Source organism: Bdellovibrio sp., from assembly GCF_036384735.1.
Taxonomy (GTDB): Bacteria; Bdellovibrionota; Bdellovibrionia; order Bdellovibrionales; family Bdellovibrionaceae; genus Bdellovibrio.
The window spans coordinates 162,739-179,888 of record NZ_DASVLT010000035.1 but is presented as its reverse complement, the minus strand read 5'-3'; the positions used below and the strand labels follow the sequence as shown (position 1 = coordinate 179,888).

18 protein-coding genes and 1 tRNA gene are annotated in these 17,150 nt (G+C 44.2%); 2 read left to right on the top strand and 17 right to left on the bottom strand.

Features of this window, described 5'->3' with window-relative positions; all coding sequences use genetic code 11:
* Positions 1 to 4 precede the first annotated feature (4 nt).
* The 17 genes from VF412_RS10345 to VF412_RS10265 form a co-directional block, all read right to left on the bottom strand.
* Positions 5 to 1,609 (bottom strand): hypothetical protein, encoded by a 1,605-nt coding sequence (locus VF412_RS10345; RefSeq protein WP_331339164.1) that lies wholly within the window; start codon positions 1,607 to 1,609, stop codon positions 5 to 7.
* A gap of 167 nt (positions 1,610 to 1,776) precedes the next feature.
* Complete coding sequence (gene pstB / locus VF412_RS10340; RefSeq protein WP_331339163.1) at positions 1,777 to 2,544, bottom strand: phosphate ABC transporter ATP-binding protein PstB; 768 nt, start codon at positions 2,542 to 2,544, stop codon at positions 1,777 to 1,779.
* 4 nt (positions 2,545 to 2,548) lie between these two features.
* The gene (gene pstA, locus VF412_RS10335) at positions 2,549 to 3,418 is read right to left on the bottom strand and encodes a phosphate ABC transporter permease PstA (RefSeq protein ID WP_331339162.1); all 870 of its coding nucleotides are present in this window, start codon (positions 3,416 to 3,418) and stop codon (positions 2,549 to 2,551) included.
* On the bottom strand, positions 3,418 to 4,377 hold the full coding sequence (gene pstC, locus VF412_RS10330; protein ID WP_331339161.1) for a phosphate ABC transporter permease subunit PstC: 960 nt from the start codon (positions 4,375 to 4,377) through the stop codon (positions 3,418 to 3,420). The genes pstA and pstC overlap by 1 nt, the downstream gene beginning before the upstream one ends.
* Positions 4,378 to 4,380: 3 nt before the next feature.
* Positions 4,381 to 5,391, bottom strand: coding sequence for a phosphate ABC transporter substrate-binding protein PstS (pstS, locus tag VF412_RS10325; protein ID WP_331339160.1), 1,011 nt, complete (start codon positions 5,389 to 5,391; stop codon positions 4,381 to 4,383).
* Positions 5,392 to 5,673: 282 nt separating this feature from the next.
* A tRNA-Phe gene (locus VF412_RS10320) sits at positions 5,674 to 5,749 on the bottom strand.
* Positions 5,750 to 5,806: 57 nt separating this feature from the next.
* Positions 5,807 to 6,970 carry a cystathionine gamma-synthase gene (locus tag VF412_RS10315; RefSeq protein ID WP_331339159.1) on the bottom strand — a complete coding sequence of 388 codons (1,164 nt, stop codon included), beginning with the start codon at positions 6,968 to 6,970 and terminating at the stop codon, positions 5,807 to 5,809.
* Positions 6,971 to 6,978: 8 nt separating this feature from the next.
* Entirely contained in the window at positions 6,979 to 8,025 is a 1,047-nt protein-coding gene (locus VF412_RS10310; RefSeq protein WP_331339158.1) for a cysteine synthase family protein, read from the bottom strand.
* 6 nt (positions 8,026 to 8,031) lie between these two features.
* Positions 8,032 to 8,241, bottom strand: a complete 210-nt coding sequence (locus tag VF412_RS10305) for a hypothetical protein (RefSeq protein WP_331339157.1) — start codon at positions 8,239 to 8,241, stop codon at positions 8,032 to 8,034.
* Between the two features lie 25 nt (positions 8,242 to 8,266).
* Positions 8,267 to 8,704: a hypothetical protein gene (locus tag VF412_RS10300; protein ID WP_331339156.1), complete on the bottom strand. Its 438-nt coding sequence runs from the start codon at positions 8,702 to 8,704 to the stop codon at positions 8,267 to 8,269.
* Positions 8,692 to 9,429, bottom strand: coding sequence for a hypothetical protein (locus VF412_RS10295; protein ID WP_331339155.1), 738 nt, complete (start codon positions 9,427 to 9,429; stop codon positions 8,692 to 8,694). Before VF412_RS10295 ends, VF412_RS10300 begins: the two co-directional genes overlap by 13 nt.
* A 512-nt stretch (positions 9,430 to 9,941) precedes the next feature.
* Complete coding sequence (locus VF412_RS10290) at positions 9,942 to 10,595, bottom strand: hypothetical protein (RefSeq protein ID WP_331339154.1); 654 nt, start codon at positions 10,593 to 10,595, stop codon at positions 9,942 to 9,944.
* Positions 10,596 to 10,622: 27 nt separating this feature from the next.
* Complete coding sequence (locus tag VF412_RS10285; RefSeq protein WP_331339153.1) at positions 10,623 to 11,399, bottom strand: MlaD family protein; 777 nt, start codon at positions 11,397 to 11,399, stop codon at positions 10,623 to 10,625.
* Positions 11,400 to 11,433: 34 nt separating this feature from the next.
* Positions 11,434 to 12,153 carry an ABC transporter permease gene (locus VF412_RS10280; protein ID WP_331339152.1) on the bottom strand — a complete coding sequence of 240 codons (720 nt, stop codon included), beginning with the start codon at positions 12,151 to 12,153 and terminating at the stop codon, positions 11,434 to 11,436.
* Entirely contained in the window at positions 12,150 to 12,929 is a 780-nt protein-coding gene (locus VF412_RS10275) for an ABC transporter permease (RefSeq protein WP_331339151.1), read from the bottom strand. Before VF412_RS10275 ends, VF412_RS10280 begins: the two co-directional genes overlap by 4 nt.
* Entirely contained in the window at positions 12,926 to 13,657 is a 732-nt protein-coding gene (locus tag VF412_RS10270; RefSeq protein WP_331339150.1) for an ABC transporter ATP-binding protein, read from the bottom strand. The genes VF412_RS10275 and VF412_RS10270 overlap by 4 nt, the downstream gene beginning before the upstream one ends.
* Positions 13,658 to 14,052: 395 nt before the next feature.
* The gene (locus VF412_RS10265) at positions 14,053 to 14,814 is read right to left on the bottom strand and encodes an ABC transporter ATP-binding protein (RefSeq protein ID WP_331339149.1); all 762 of its coding nucleotides are present in this window, start codon (positions 14,812 to 14,814) and stop codon (positions 14,053 to 14,055) included.
* 210 nt (positions 14,815 to 15,024) lie between these two features.
* Between VF412_RS10265 and mdh the strand changes: the two genes are divergently transcribed.
* The gene (gene mdh / locus VF412_RS10260; RefSeq protein WP_331339148.1) at positions 15,025 to 15,969 is read left to right on the top strand and encodes a malate dehydrogenase; all 945 of its coding nucleotides are present in this window, start codon (positions 15,025 to 15,027) and stop codon (positions 15,967 to 15,969) included.
* A 12-nt stretch (positions 15,970 to 15,981) separates the two neighbouring features.
* Positions 15,982 to 17,145: an ADP-forming succinate--CoA ligase subunit beta gene (gene sucC / locus VF412_RS10255; protein ID WP_331339147.1), complete on the top strand. Its 1,164-nt coding sequence runs from the start codon at positions 15,982 to 15,984 to the stop codon at positions 17,143 to 17,145.
* Positions 17,146 to 17,150: the final 5 nt, after the last annotated feature.

Below are 17,150 nucleotides of genomic sequence, written 5' to 3'. Positions count from 1 at the left end.
ATCTTTACTGATATGAAGTGATTGCAGGTTTGTAGACAACTTTAGAACGCGAATAGCTTTCCGTCAGATCGGCATCATACGTCTGTAGATATGAAGATGTTGCAGAGCTGCTACCGAAGATAGCGTCTAGAACATTCATCGCAATCGAGGCGCCGATGCAATATGCATTTCCTGGACATGTTTTCATCAATGAATCTGCTAGTACTAGAGAGCCATGCTTCGGAGCGCCCACAGCTTGAATGATTCCGTTTCTGTCCGGGCTTTGAGGAATCACCAAATTCGCTATGCGATCAAAAATCCCTTTTCGCATTTCTGCTTCGATGTCTGCTTTCTGTTCGTCTGACAACGAAAAACTTGGATCTTGTTCATCCCACTTCACCGTGAATGAATCTTTGAACATGTTTTTTTCTTCCACGTTCGTCCAAGATCTTGAGCTAAAGAATCCACCGCTAGAGCCACTGGATACAATTTTTTGATACATCTTGTACATGTTGTAGTGAGCAACGGCACTTACCGTGAAAGTCGTCGGATATTCATAACTAATAGTCAGACCGTATTTCATTTGATCTGTGGCCGTTGATTGAGTATCAGGAATTTCGTACCAGTCTTTGTGCAATACCGGGCACGCGCCAACTAGGCTAAGAACAACATTGCCTGACAATGATTCCGGATAACTTGAAAGTTTTAAAACTCCATTGACATTTTGTCCGCCTACTTCATAAGCCAAAACAGCTTCTGCACCAGGGAGGTTTTCGATTGTCAGGCTCGATAGCACCTGAGCATTCTGTGTCGGTATTTTTTCGAATTCGATGCCCGGATTACTAGCTTTTAGATTTGCTACGTTTTGATTCCAATCACTCTTAAACGAAAGGGATGCTCTTGCGCCTTCCATCTTTGCAAAGGAAGAGTACATATCTAGAAAGTCATTGCGAACCTGTTTCACGCGAGTGCTGATTTTTTGCCAAGAACTAGTCAGATCATCCAGGTTTTCTTGGAGAGCCTGTACTTGAGCTTGGTATTTTTCGTAAGTGCGCATGTCCGCCGCATGAGTTTGCACCAGCGTTCTGCGATTTTTCATAAGCTCTGCTTTATTTTTAACCAAGTCATCAATCTCTTGATTGATTTCATCGCAAGTCGTTTTACAGCTATTGGCTTGATTATATAAATCCGAAAGACGCGATTCGTTTGTCGCGATATTTGAATCAAGATCTGCTAAATCTTGAAGCCTAGCTTGGATCGTGAATTTCGCCGCTTCTTCTTTTGCTGCAAATAATTTTTGGCGGACAACATCGGCGTCTTTTTTTGCGTCCGTTTCTTGTAAAGTTAGATCTTTGATTTTCCTGGCAAGAGCTGCCGAGTAGTCTTTGTCATCAGCCATCTCGCGGCAGAATCCCAGGTTCGCACTGAGTGTATGAAGTCCACCGATTTGAGAAACGGCCACGGACGGTGGCATGACGTAAATATGTTTTGAATCCACAGAGTCAGCCACGATATTAGACGTCGTGTTGTTCGTGATACTAGAAAGCGTCGTCACAGATGTCGGAAAAATCGTCGGAGCCGCGAAAGCCTGTCCGCTAATAAGTAACAGTAGGGCGGTTTGTTTATACATGGGTTTTCCTTTGTCAGCGAATCGAGCCATTCGATCGCGACTATTCCCATGAGCAACGCTTGGGCCATAACAAATGTTAATTCATATCGATTTTAGAAGACCTGAAGACATTTTTCGGATTCCAATCCTCTTTTCCGGACCGGAATCCAAGATTAGACAGAGAGGCCTTACCCGAAGCGACCCGTGATGTAGTTTTCTGTGCGCTTGTCTTTCGGATTCGTGAAGATTGTATTCGTCTGACCGAACTCGACAAGATCCCCCATGTACATAAACGCAGTTTCATCAGAGATGCGTGCCGCCTGATGCATATTATGAGTCACGATAACGATAGTGATCGTCTTTTTAAGCTCGATGATTAACTCTTCAATCTTCGCTGTAGAAATTGGATCAAGGGCAGAGGTCGGTTCATCCATCAAAATCACTGGAGGATTGATGGCCAATGCTCTGGCGATGCAAAGACGTTGTTGCTGACCACCAGATAAACTTAAGCCTGGGGCTTTCAATTTATCTTTTACTTCTTTCCATAATGCTGCTTTTTTCAAAGACTCTTCGACAACTTCGGCGATGTAGCTTTTCTTACGAACGCCACGCAAAGTAAGGCCCGCTGCTACGTTTTCATAAATAGACATGCCTGGAAATGGATTTGGTTTTTGAAAAACCATTCCAACATGGGAACGCACATCGACAGGATCTAAAGAGTAGATATCTTTTCCCTGAAGAAGAACTTCACCCTTTACGTGTGCACCTGGTGTTTCTTCATGAAGACGATTCAAACAACGAAGAAACGTCGATTTGCCGCAACCAGAAGGACCAATCAGCGCAACCACGTGATTAGGCAACACGTCGATAGTCATGCCATTCACAATGCGAGTTGACCCAAAGTAAGCCTGAAGATCGCGCGCAGCTAAAATAGGTGTTTGTTCTAAAACTTCCATACGATTACTTTCCAGATCCCGATTTACGATCACGTAAAATCATACGTGCAGTGATATTAATAACAAAAACCAATGTCACCAAGACAAAGGCTCCGCCCCAGGCCTGCTGTTGCCAATCCTCATAGGGACTGATCGCGTAGTTGTAAATCTGTACAGGCAAGGACGCCGTAGGTTGTGAAAGTGATTGGGGCCAGTTTCTATTACCGAATGCGGTGATTAACAAAGGAGCTGTCTCCCCCGCGATACGGGCAATTGCAAGAACAACACCTGTAATCACGCCAGAAACGCTTCCGCGCAAAACGATAGAAACAATCACGCGCCAACGGGGAATTCCTAAAGCAAGTCCCGCTTCACGCACGTGTTGCGGTAAAAGCTTTAAAACTTCTTCTGTTGTTTTGATAATGATTGGAATCATCAGAATGAAAAGTGCGACGGCACCACCATAGGCAGAAAAGCCTTTCATTGGAACAACTGCAATCACATAAACGAAAAGACCGACAACGATACTTGGAAGACTGGCAAGCAAGTCCACGACCATGCGGAAGACTTTCGGCAAGTTTCCGGTTGGATATTCGGCTAAGTAAACTCCCCCGAAAACACCCACAGGCACACCGATAATTGTTGCCATACAAATCATGATCAAGCTTCCTAGAATGGCATTCCCCATACCACCACCCGTTTCACCTGTCGGTGCCGGTAGATGAGTAAAGAAGTTCCAATTCAAAGCCGGCGCACCTTTTTGCAAAACATAGATGAACACGGCAAACAAAGGTACTACCGCAACAGCAGCCGCCAAGCCGATCAAGCTTTGCATAATATAGTTTTTGATTTTGCGACGTCGTGAAACGACGTGCTCGAGGCGACGCAGTTCCATTAGTGCCTCATTTTCTTTTCAAAGCGATACACGATGGTGCGTGCAAGTAAGTTCACGATCAAAGAAACCAGGAACAAGCTCATGCCGATGGCAGTTAATGCCGAAAGATACATCTTCGTGCTGGCTTCAGGATATTCATTGGCAATCACACTGGCCATTGTAGCGCCCGGGCTAAAAAGTGAAGCCGTGATGTCGGCGCGATTGCCGATCACCATTGTCACAGCCATGGTTTCACCCATCGCACGACCCAGACCAAGAACTACAGCACCAAAAATACCTGGAGTTCCCGCTTTCAATACAGACATTCGAATCGTTTCCCAACGACTCGCGCCTAAAGTTAGCGCGGCCTCGCGATTCAATTGAGGAATAGATGTAAACACCTCACGCGACATAGACGTGATAGTGGGAAGAATCATAATAGAAAGAATGATACTTGCTGAAAGAATCCCGATACCAAATTGCGGGCCTTCGAAAAACGGCAAGAATCCAAAATGCGAAGACAAGAATGGCTGCACATACATGCGAACAATGGGAATTAATACAAAAATTCCCCATAGACCGTAAACAACGCTTGGAATGGCAGCTAACATTTCGATCAAAAAGCTTAATGGAGCTTTCAACCAACGAGGGCTTATTTCAGTGATGAACAAGGCACATCCCACAGAAACAGGAATTGAAATAACCAATGCAACCAATGAGGTCACAACAGTTCCATAGATAAATGGCAGCGCCCCATAAACTTCTGCTACGGGATTCCATTCGCTATGCCATAAGAAGCTCACGCCATCGCGCAAGAAGATCTCTTTTGATTCGACCATCAAAAAAACTAAGACTGACAAAAGCAGAATGATAATAAGACTCGCTAGAACCTTAAGCGAAATAAAAAAAACGAAGTCAGATTTTCTGACTCCGTTTTTTAGTTGTGTTTGAGTTTTAGTATTCGCCACTAACCCCAACATAACCTATTTTGTTTCGATTTTCTCGATCTTTTTAAGGACTGCCGCTCTTAGGTCTTTTGGCACAGGAGCATAGTTAATTTTGCTAGTAAGGCCTTGAGCCGCTTCGCCTTGTGTCCAAGCTGCAAATTTCTTAACCGCAGCGCCTTTTTCTTTATCCATTTTGTTGTAAACAAGCATCCAAGTGAATGAAGAAATTGGGTACGCTTCTTTACCTTTTGCATCAGTGATAGAGATTTTGAAATCTTGAGCTACTGCTTCTTTAGTTGTACCAGCTGCGGCATCAGAGACTGATTTCGCTGATGCAGTAATGTATTTGCCAGCTTTATTTTGGATTTCAGCGAAAGGAAGTTTGTTTTCCAAAGCATAAACTAACTCAACGTAGCCGATGGCGCCTGGAGCTTGTTTTACAAGACCCGCAACACCCGCATTACCTTTGCCGCCAAGGCTGCCTTTGAACCAGTTCACAGTTTTGCCGTCTTTACCAACCCACTCAGGGCTTACTTTTGCAAGGTACTCTGTAAATACAGCAGTTGTACCAGAGCCATCGGAACGAGTCGCAACCGCAATTGACTGGTCAGGAAGAGCAACACCTTTGTTCAAAGCTACGATTTTAGCATCATTCCATTTAGTGATTTTACCATTGAAGATTTCAGCCAATACAGGACCCGTCAATTTCAAAGGAGCTGTCAGGTTCAAGTTGTAAGTTACAACCACGGCACCCATCGCGATTGGGATGTGCAAAACTGGAGCTTTCGCCTGAGACGATTCTTCTTTATTCATTGGAACATCAGAACCTGCAAAATCAACCGTACCAGCAAGCAATTGTTTGATACCCGCGCCGCTACCAATACCTTGATAGTTGAATTGAGCACCTTTTTCAGATTGTTGATACTCACCAAACCATTTTGTGTAAACAGGTTCTGCGAAAGTAGATCCTGCGCCGTTAACCAAAGTTGCTGCAGAAGCAGAAACCGCAAAAGCCAATGTAAGCAATGAACCTAAGATGATTCTCATGTAGATATTCCTCCCAATGAAGCCGAATCTAGCATTAATAGAAAATCGCAATTGTTAGTATTTGGTTAGGGTCCTGTCGCTTTGAGACAAGAAATCTAATACATCCAGGTTATAGAGCTATTACTTGTGACGGTTGACACCTCTGCCGAAGCTCTATCACTTAAAAATATGTCGGCTATCGACTCAAAAAATCACGTCGAGAATTGTTCAAAACCAAAAAATCCAAACCAATTGGAGTCGTTAATATCTTGAGATTTTATAGGGAATTTTTAGGGAGAAAAATGGTGGCTTGAGACGGAATTGAACCGCCGACACAAGGATTTTCAATCCTCTGCTCTACCAACTGAGCTACCAAGCCACTGGATACGTTCAAAGAGACCAAAGGTTTATCTTTTGGCCTCTTTGATGTCAACACTTAGGCTTTATCAAATGCAGATTTTAAATCGCCAAGTAAGTCATTGATGTCTTCAATACCCACAGAAAGGCGGATAAGAGAGTCATCAATGCCCAGAGCCTTGCGATTTTCCGGAGGAACGGAGGCGTGCGTCATGATTGCTGGATGCTCGATCAAGCTTTCCACGCCGCCCAAACTTTCCGCAAGAGCAAAAACATTCACGTTTTCTAGGAACTTACGGGCCGATTCCAATCCACCCTTAATATAGAACGTAATCATCCCACCGAAACCATGCATCTGTTCCCTCGCCAAAGCATGTTGCGGATGGCTTTCCAAGCCTGGATAGATAACTTTTTCAACTTTGGGATGAGATTCCAAAAATCTAGCAATCGCCATCGCATTTTCCTGGTGTGCCTTCATACGCAAAGGCAACGTTTTCAAGCTTCTCAAGCACATGAAGGAATCAAATGGACCTTGAACTCCTCCCATAGAATTACTTAGAAACTGTAACTTTTCCGCGAGGTCCTGACGGGATGTCACTGCAATGCCACCAACCACGTCACTGTGACCGCCGATATATTTAGTGGCAGAGTGAACAACGATATCCGCACCTAATTCCAAAGGTCTTTGAAAATAAGGGCTCATGAAAGTGTTGTCTACAGCGACTAAGATACCTTTCGCTTTCGCGATAGCCGCGATTTTTTTGATATCAACCAATTTTAAAGTAGGATTTGTCGGAGTTTCCAACCACACCAACTTGGTATTTGGCTTGATCGCCTTCTCGAAGTTTTCAACCTTCGTCAAATCAGTGAAAGTGAATTCCATACCGTCATGGCGCAAAACCTTATCGAACAAACGGAAAGTACCGCCGTACATATCATCCATCGCTATGACATGCTCGCCACCTTTAATAAGATGCAAAATAGTAGTTGTAGCCGCGCAACCAGAGGCAAACGCAAAACCGAATTTTCCGCCTTCAAGATTTGCTAAGCAATTTTCGTAAGCCTTACGAGTTGGATTATGTGTACGAGAATACTCCCACCCTTTATGAACACCCGGAGATTCTTGTACATAAGTCGAGGTCATATAAACCGGCGTCATGATAGCGCCTGTTGTTGGAGCGGGAGTTTGCCCTGCGTGAATAGCTCTTGTTGAGAAACCCAAGTTATCGTTCATTTTTTTCATAAAAATTCCTATTTTGAATATAATTTCAAAGCATCTTCAGCAGACATCACGCGATTGAAAGCGTCTTTGATCTGCTCTTCTTTAAGAAGGCCGTTTTCAACCATCCAACGATCGTTGAAGGCCTTGCTTAGATACTGACGACCGCTATCCGGGAACACCACAACGATGTTTATTGGCTTTTCGATTTTTTCAGAGAACTTCAAGGCGCCGATTAAAGCTGTTGCGCTTGATGGACCTACCAAAAGACCCTCTTCTGAAACCAATCTTCGAGTCATATCGAAAGCTTCCTGATCATTCACGCGAACAAAGCCATCGTAAATATCCAAATGGACGTTACCAGGCAGCATATCTTCGCCAATTCCTTCAACTTTATACGAACCCGGTGGATCAACGATCTTCTTGTGATAGTACAAATCGTAAAGAATACTTCCTACCGGATCGGCACAAACCACTTTGATATCTGCGCGCTTTTCTTTGAGGAATTTCGCGCAACCCGAAAGTGTTCCACCCGTTCCTGCACCGCCAACAAGCATGTCGACTTTGCCATCCATTTGTTTCCAAATTTCTGGTCCAGTTGTTTCATAGTGTTGCTTTACGTTGTCAGGATTGAAGAATTGATTCGCCAAGAATGAACCCGGGATTTCCGATACGATCCGTTTAGAGACATTATAATGGCTCATCGGATGTTCTGGCTCAACCATCGGAGTGATCACAACCTGTGCGCCATAAGCACGTAATAGAGAGCGTTTTTCTTCGCTCATCTTTTCAGGCATCACGATAATGCACTTATATCCTTTAACTGCCGCAGCCAGTGCCAAACCAACACCCGTGTTACCGGAAGTGGCTTCAACGATTGTTCCACCCGGCTTCAATTCACCGCGCTTTTCGGCTTCTTCGATGATTTTGATCGCAACGCGGTCTTTAATGCTGCCGCCGGGATTAAAATATTCGATTTTTGCGAAAAATTTATGTTTCGAACCTTTAGTGACGTTATGAAGAGCCACGATCGGCGTATCGCCGACAGTTTCCAAGATGGAATCAAGAATATGTGACATGAAAAACTAGCTTTCTAAGTCTCGTCTTCTGTTGGAAGGAAGATAGACTGAATTCATCGACTGCAGAACTGTATTCATTTGAGTCAACGGGTCCACGGAATAAGCCAAGCCTAGTTCGGTAGTCAGTTTCTTGATTGTTTGACGGCTTGGTTGATCTTTCATCAACTCGTCCACCAATTTCTCAAGCGCAACCTTCTTTTCTTGAGCTTCAGCCATGGTTACCTCCAACAGGGCCACTCTATCACCCGCCTCCGAAAGAGTGAAAAAAATTTTTCAGCAGCGGTCCAAAAAGGAGCAAGAGAAATGCTGGAAATTGAAATAAAAGCAGCGGAACCAGCAGAATAAAGGGAAGGCGCGCCAATTTATTCGTAAGTTCTTCATGACATGCCTCTAAAATCTCCTCTTCAAGGTTGAGGAGGATGTTGTAAATCGCCTCACCGCGCATACCGCGCTCCAAAAGCTGCAAAAGAACCTGGCGATGTTGCGATGATAAGCCGGAAATCAGCTCCTGCGTCTCTTTTCCTTGCTGCAATAATGCCAACCACCGCGCCACTTGCGCCGGAAATTCCCCCTCATATCGTTTTAAATATAAATGGACGCCGTGTTTTGCGGGTTGTCCTTTTTCCAAAGTACGCTTCACCGCCAATAAAAGTTCCAGTGGTGGTGCTACACCTTCCATTTCATCCTCCGACCGACATTAAAGATCCAAAAAAGACCCGTAAAGAAAATCAAAACTGATGCCAAGATTAATTTTCGGTGTTCAAAAAAGCCAAATTGCGCAATTACAAAAGAAAGAAGGGCGAAATAAAGGGCGGTGACAATTATCGCCTGCATTTTTATTTGCTGTGTGACCTGTCCAGACCTACGTCGAAAATTTTCTTGAAGCTTTAGGTGCCTTCGCAGCGCGCGCACCTGATCAATCGTGCGATTTTGCGAGCGATCTATTTCCGCAAGCTCTGCCAGCAAATCCTTGAGCAGAGCGGATTTCACAGAGGTGGATACTTCCGAAGTGATCAGCGAGTTGTAAATTTCGCGCATCTGATTTCTGCGCCAACCGTTTTGATTCTCGATCGCTGCCTGAAGTGAAATGCGGAAAGATTTTCCTGATTGAAGACCCAAAATCACGCTATCAAGCATCGGAATCAGCGCGCTCGAAAGTCTTCGCATCAGAAAAAAACGCAAAATCGGTGAAAAAAACTTTAAAGATATTAAAAGAATGCCGATGAAAAGCCAGAGCGCGACTGGTGATGAGTGAAAACTCACAAGAACCGACGTCAGCAGCACATTGAAGATCATCAACGACCTCAATGTGTGTTGAGAGATCGCAAATTCTTGCGCAATCACCGAAAGAATTCGATGAACGAGCATTTGTCCGAGCATCGAAATCGAAAAAAGCATCAACATCAGCCGCCTCCATGGACCGCGATGCTCGCAAAAAATATGCAAGCAATTTTTTTGTTGACGTCGATGGTCGAATTAGGAAGACTTAGGGTAAGTTAAGTTTTTTTATAACGTAAGTAACAACAACAACGTTTGCATCCTAGGAGGAGCACATGGCAAAGAAAGCAGCAAAAAAAGCTACTAAGAAAGCAGCTAAAAAAACTACTAAAAAAGTAGCAAAAAAAGCGACTAAAAAAGCTACTAAAAAAGCTTCTAAGAAGTAATTCTTAGGTACTAGCTTAGTACTTAAAACCCCAGAGGCAACTCTGGGGTTTTTTTTTGCTTAAACACTTCTTCCTCTGTGAAACCCTTAATAGACGCGGATTTCATAGCCTGCCATTTAAAACCCTTGCCAGATTTTCCCGATAAATTTGATTTTAAATTTTACAGCGATAAAGAATTTCTGATGAGCGCTTTGGAAATGAAAAAAGGAGCCCTGAAGCTCCTCTTTTTTTCATTATTTTTTGCCGAAAATTTTAGAAGTAATAGATCGTTCCAACCGCGCCTGTTGGGATCAATTGCGCGCGTTTCACTTCATACATTCCCATCACTTCAGCAAAGCATGAGAAACCAAAAAAAGTGCCGGAAAGTTGGTTATATTGAAGTCCCAACGCCGCATTTACGAAATCTGTACCAAATCTGCCCGTATTTTTTTCGTCATCTGTCAAAACTCGGTCCAGGATGCTGGAATCTTTGAAAGCATCGCTGTGACCGCGAGAATTATACCAACGAGAATATCCCGCAGTGACGTATGGGGCGAGATAATCGCCTTCAAAGGCATGTTTCCACGCCAATTGAACTGAATTATAACCCGGTCCCGTTCCAAAACCAGCGATCACACTATTTTCGTCTTCGAAATTAAATTCAGCATTGATACCTGCCAGGCCAAGAGCACCGCCCACTGTGACTCCAGCGCCCATGCGTAGATCTTGGCGCATCTTCAAAGTGGAATCGTAGCTCATTGAAGTGGTGTTGCGCTCGTCGCGCATGTCCTGACTGTAGGCTTTTTCAATGGAAATTGCCTTAGTGGAGACAGTGTTCGAATCCGCACTTAAAGATTGAGCTTTCGCGTTGATTGCGAATGCGCTGATAAGCAAAACGGCAGCAAAATGCGCAGTTGTGTTTAACATGGGACCTCCCCGTTTATGCTGAGACCGCTAGAACACACGAGCTCGGACCCCTTCTTCTTGAAAAAACTTTTTAAGCAAAGGGCCGTCAACCGGCTCAAGTCGAAACAGAAGCTTATGAACTAGATCGTAAGTTTCTTCTGCCTTCTTGGATCTCAGGTTGTTGGTTAAGTAAGCCAAGTCATCGCTGATTTTGATGGCATTATCAAGCAATCTTGCCATTTCGCGATTCTTCGTCGTTTTATCCAGCAGAATGAGCGTTTTATTGAAGTTGGTGGTCAGGTGATCCAATTGCTGGATGACGTTTGTCACAGATCCTTCATTTTTTTCGACAATCTGAATCAGTTTTCCGGCTAATCCGTATCCTTGAGAAATCAATTGGTCAATTCTTGGAGGATCTTCTCCACGGACGTAGTCTCCGTTAGAAAATTCTCCCGCATCGACTGATCCCGCAGAGATTTCCAGAAACTTCTCCCCAATAACGCCAGCCAAATTGATATAAAAGCGTGAATCCTTACGGACACTAGTCCAGGCTTTTTTATCAATTGTGACCGTAAGGCGAAGTTTCGCTTCTTCACCATTTGGCATTTTATATCCGGGATCAAAAGTGATGGCTTTTACTTTGCCCACTTTGATACCCATAACTCGAACAGGTGAACCCTCTTCAATGCCACCCGCGTAATTGTACATAACGTTTAGTTCTTTGCTGTTTGAAAATGGCGAAATGAAACCCATAAGGTAAGCAAATATGGCGATGAGAAATATACTTACCAACGCTAACAAACCAACCTTGGTTTCAACCTTCATAAACGCTCCAAATGCTCTTCAATCCGTGAAGAGCTCAGTAAAGATGACTAAAAGTATAAGATAAAACGAAATCAATCACAATAATTGCGATAGAGGCGATAACAACTGTGTTAGTCGTAGCTTTTCCCACGCCTTCAGCACCTTGCTCGCAGTTAAATCCAAAGTAGCATGCAACGAGGGGAATCACGGCTCCGAAACAAGCACCTTTGATCATCGCAAAAATAATATCTTTAAATTGAATAAATCGATGCATCGAGGACAAGAACATTCCCGTCGTGTAGCCAAGATAGCTTTGACTGATCAGCATCGCTGAAAACAGACACGTCATATTCGCGACTACAGTTAAAATGGTTGCACCAACGATACACGCAAGCAGTCTTGGCACCACAAGGTAATTAATGGGATCAATTCCTAGCATTTTTAGTGCGTCGATTTGTTCGGTGATCCGCATCGTTCCCACTTCAGATGCATATCCTGCACCCACTCTGGAAGCCAGAAGTAGCGCCATTACCACCGCAGCCAATTCCCGCAAAATCAGAACAGCAGCAAAACCTGGAACCATCGAATCATTTTGAATGACGAGTTTCATGTGGAAGGAAGATTCAAGAATGGTGACGACCGCTGCGAAACACACACAGAACACGATAATAACAAGGCTGCGATTCGCTACAAAGTATGTCTGCTGAAGGAATTCTTTCCTACGAAATGGAGGCGAAAAAATGCCGAAAAAAGTATCCGCTAAAAGATGAATCATGAGCGATACCCTCTGAGAACTTGTAAAATAATATCGCCAATGAAACTTGTGAACCAGTCCATTACTACGATGCAAATCATGGTCATAACGGCTGTTGAAACAACTGATCTGCCAACGCCCTTCGCACCGCCTGTCGTCGAGTATCCTTTAAATGTACACACTGTTGCCAGAACCACCGCAAAAGTGCCGCACTTAAAAAGTCCGCTTAAAATCGAGACGGGACTTACAATTGTAGGAATGTGCCGAAAGTATTCTTCGAAACTCACCCCAGCAAAAAGGCTTCCTAAAAGAGCGCCTCCGAAAACAGACATAATCAAGCCGCTGCCAAGAAGGAAAAAGCTTGCGATAATAATGCCAATAAAACGAGGGGCGATGATTTCCTGCAAGGGATCGGCTCCCAAACAGCGAACGGCGTCGATTTGTTCGGTGACCCGCATTGTACCTAGTTCTGCCGAAGTATAAGCGCCCACTTTTCCACTGAGCATAAATGCAATTAATAAAGGACCGACCTCTCGGAAAGTCGCGCTGGAAGCGAGCCCCCCGAGATAACCCAAGGCTCCAAATTCTTTCATAAGCATTGCGAATTGCACGCTCATGATCGCGCCAACAAAAAATCCCGCCATCGCTGTCGTTGCAAAACTCTCTACGGTGACTTTCCAAATTTGTTCGAAAACGTCGTGGGATTTTGGGCTTTTTTTAAATAAAGTTCCCAGTATTTTTTTAAGAAATAAAAGAGTTCCCCCGACTTCATCGAGAACGGAAATAAAATAAGTCATGAGCTTAAGGTCTCCGCAAGGAAATCTTTGACTAGCGGGTGATTCGATTCTTTCAGCTCATCTGGTGTTCCTGAGGCGACAATTTGTCCTTTATCAAGAACGACGATGCGATCCGCGATCGTCAATGCACAATTCATATCATGACTGACAACCACCGATGTTGTTTTCAATTCGCGTGAAAGACCTTGAATTAACTGGTTCACGGCCGTTGTCGTCACCGGGTCCAGCCCTGTCGTGGGTTCGTCAAAAAGTAGGATTTTTGGTTGTAAAGCGATGGTACGCGCAAGGCTTACGCGCTTTTGCATGCCGTACGAAATTTGTGCGGGTTTTTTCGCGCCGATATTATGCAAGTGAACTAAGCCTAGTGCTTTTTGCACTTTTTCGACGACTTCCTCTTCGGGAAGTTGAAAATGACGACGCAATCCAAATGCAACATTCTCAAAGATAGTTAAAGAATCGAACAGAGCTGGGTGTTGAAAGACCATCCCGCATTTTTTTCGGATGGGAAGATATTGTTCTTCGGTGAATTTAGAGACTTCTTCGTCGTCGATCCAAATTTCGCCTTCATCAGGACTTAAAAGACCGACAAGATTTTTAAGTAAGACAGATTTTCCGGTGCCCGATGTCCCCAGAATAAAGATGATTTCTCCCTCGAGGATTTTCAAACTCAACCCATTAAGTACAGTGCGAGTGCCGAATCTTTTTACGAGGTTCTTAAATTCAATCACAACTCATCGTAGGGTCGGCACCTCAGAGGGTCAATCATATAAACCGTCGTCGGAGCTGCACGAACATTGCGATACCGGTTTAAAAAATGCAACGGCGACTCTTGCTTTTGCAGGGTCGCCGTTAAGATGGAACTCCCTTCCAATTTTCCGGAAGGAGGTCCGATATGAATCCTCGTTATGATTCTATTCGGCAGGTTTTGAAAATAATTAAGCAAAATTCTGTTGTTAACTTGGTTGCCTATCAAAATTATTCGCGAAATCTTTTGAAATAAGATTGCGTGAAACCTCTGGAACGTTCTTGCGCTGATAACCTCAGCAAAACAGGACCATGGACGGGACTGAAAATCCCTCGAAAGGGAAACAGGTCGATCCTGCAAGAGCGCCATCCCGCATTTTTATACTGTGGTGAGTGGGCCTTCCGTCAGACCGCGCACGAATTGATGGACTCGTGGATCGCGATGATTTTTTGTCTGCTCTGGAGTTCCGGTGATCAGAACTTTTTCATCGACAACCATCGCAATGCGATCTGCAAGTTGATATGCGCGATTCATATCATTCGTTACTGCAATCACTGTTGAGCCTTTTTGCTTTTTCAACTTGATGATGAGCTCGATTATTTTTTTCGACGTGATGGGATCAAGTCCCGCCGTAGGATCATCGTAAAAAATTATTTCTGGATCTAGAGCCAGGGCTCTAGCGATCCCCAGGCGCTTTTGCATTCCGCCGCTGATTTCGTCAGGAAATAAATCGCGCGCGTGAGAAATTCCTACGGCTTCCAAGAAATACTCAGCCTTTTTTGTGATTTCAGATTCTTCGAGATCCGTGGTTTCGCGCAAAGGAAACGCAATATTCTCGATACAAGTCAGTGAGTCGAAGAGAGCATTTTTCTGAAATAGAATTCCCATCTTTTTCAGTAGCGGCAAGCGCTGCTTTGGGCTTAGCGTCAACCAGTCCTGCTGTTCAACAAAAACTTTGCCATTCTGCGGAGTTATCAACCCCGACAAAGTTTTCAACAGAACAGTTTTACCTTGTCCGCTTGGCCCTACGATAACAAAGGATTCCCCTGCTTTGATTTCCAAATCAACGGACTTCAAAACTGTTTGCGAATCAAAAGTCACAGTCACATCTTGCAGACGTATAATGCTCACGTGTTCCATTCTGAAGGTGGCTATTTTCCTAAGTCCTGCGCCAAGCAGTATCCCTTGTCACTGTTTACGATTTGATATTGAATGGGTCATCGACGCAAGTTTTAATTTTTTTCATTCATTTTAGTACGTTGTAGCGTTGATTTTATTCGCACGCATCCCCCCGAGGTGACGAAGATAAAAACAAGGCTACAACGTACTGATGCCTTAAGGAGATTCATCATGGCACATAAGAGAAATAAAATCGCCGTTATCGGTGCAGGTTTCGTAGGTTCAACTACTGCTCACTGGGCAGCTCAAAAAGAACTTGGCGATGTTGTCGTTCTTGACGTGAACGAAGGCGCTGCAATCGGAAAAGCCTTGGACTTGGCTCAAGCATCTGCAATCGAAATGTTCGATACAAATGTAAAAGGTACTAGCAAGTACGAAGACATCGCTGATGCTGATGTTGTCATCATCACTGCAGGTATGCCACGCAAGCCAGGTATGAGCCGCGATGAACTAGTTGGTATCAACGCGAAAATCGTAAAAGACGTTTGTGAAGGCGTTAAAAAATACGCTCCGAACTCTTTCGTTATCGTTGTTTGTAATCCTATGGACGTTATGGCTGTTTACGCGAAACAAATTTTGGGCTTCCCTCGTGAGCGCGTCATCGGTATGGGCGGTTGCTTGGATTCTGCTCGCTTCCGTACATTCATCGCTGAAGCATTGAATGTTTCTGTTAAAGACGTAACTGGTGTTGTTCTTGGTAACCACGGTGATGCGATGGTTCCAATGGTTCGCCACGCTTCTGTATCTGGCATCCCTTTGACTGAACTATTGCCTGCAGACAAAATCGCAGCCATCGTTGCTCGTACAAAACAAGCTGGCGCTGAAATCGGCGGTCACTTGAAAACGGGCTCTGCTTACTACGCTCCTTCACGTGGCGCAGTTGAAATGGCTGAAGCAATCTTGAAAGACCAAAAACGCGTTCTTCCAGTTGCAGTTGAGTTGACTGGTGAGTTCGGTGTTAACGAAGGTTTGATGGTCGGCGTTCTTGCTACTATCGGTGGCAAAGGTGTTGAGAAAGTTCACAAATTCGAATTGAACCCAGCTGAACAAGAAGAGTTCAAAAAATCAGTAGATGCAGTTCGCACTCTAGTATCAGCTCTTAAAACTGTTCAGTAGTAAGGAATTAAAATGAATATTCATGAGTATCAGGCCAAAGAAGTCTTGAGAAAGTTCGGAGTAGCAACGCTTAAAGGTAAGCTTGCTCACTCTCCAGAAGAGGCTGTTGCAGCTGCGAAAGAAATCGGTGGATCCGTATGGGTTGTTAAAGCTCAAATCCACGCTGGTGGTCGCGGCAAAGGCGGCGGTGTTAAAGTTGCGAAGTCTTTGGACGAAGTTGCTGACTACACTAAAAAAATGATCGGCATGACTTTGGTGACTCACCAAACAGGCCCTCACGGTAAAGTTGTTCAGAAAGTTTTCATCGAACAAGGTTGCAACATCGCGAAAGAATACTACGTTGCCTGCTTGATCGATCGTGCTACTGGAAGAGCTGCAATGATGGCTTCTTCTGAAGGCGGTATGGATATCGAGGAAGTCGCTGAACACAATCCCAACGCAATCAAAAAAGTAGACATCGATCCAACTGTTGGTTTGATGCCTTTCCAAGCTCGCGAGTTGGCTTTCGCTATCGGCATGGATGCAGCTCTAGTTGGTAAAGCAACTAAGTTCTTCCAGGGTCTTTACAATGCATTCATCGCAACTGATTGCTCTATCGCAGAGATCAACCCACTTGTTGTGACTAAAGAAGGCGATGTTTTCGCTCTAGATGCAAAAATGAACTTCGATTCAAATGCATTATTCAGACATCCAGATATCGTTGAAATGCGCGACTTGAACGAAGAAGAACCTTCTGAAATTGAAGCTTCTAAATTCGATCTAGCTTTCATCAAACTTGATGGTAACATCGGTTGCTTGGTGAACGGTGCTGGTCTTGCAATGGCGACTTTGGACATCATTAAATTGCACGGTGCTGAGCCTGCAAACTTCTTGGACGTTGGCGGTGGCGCTAATAAAGAGAAGGTGACTGAGGCGTTCAAAATCATCCTTAAAGATCCAAACGTAAAAGGCATCTTGGTAAACATCTTCGGTGGTATCATGAAATGTGACATCATCGCAGAAGGCGTTATCGCTGCCTCTAAAGAGCTTGGTTTGAAAGTTCCACTTGTTTGCCGCCTTGAAGGTACAAACGTAGAACTTGGTAAGAAAATGTTGAGAGAGTCTGGCTTGAACATCACTCCAGCTGACGACCTTACAGATGCAGCTAAAAAGATCGTTGCTGCGATTAAAGGATAATCCAC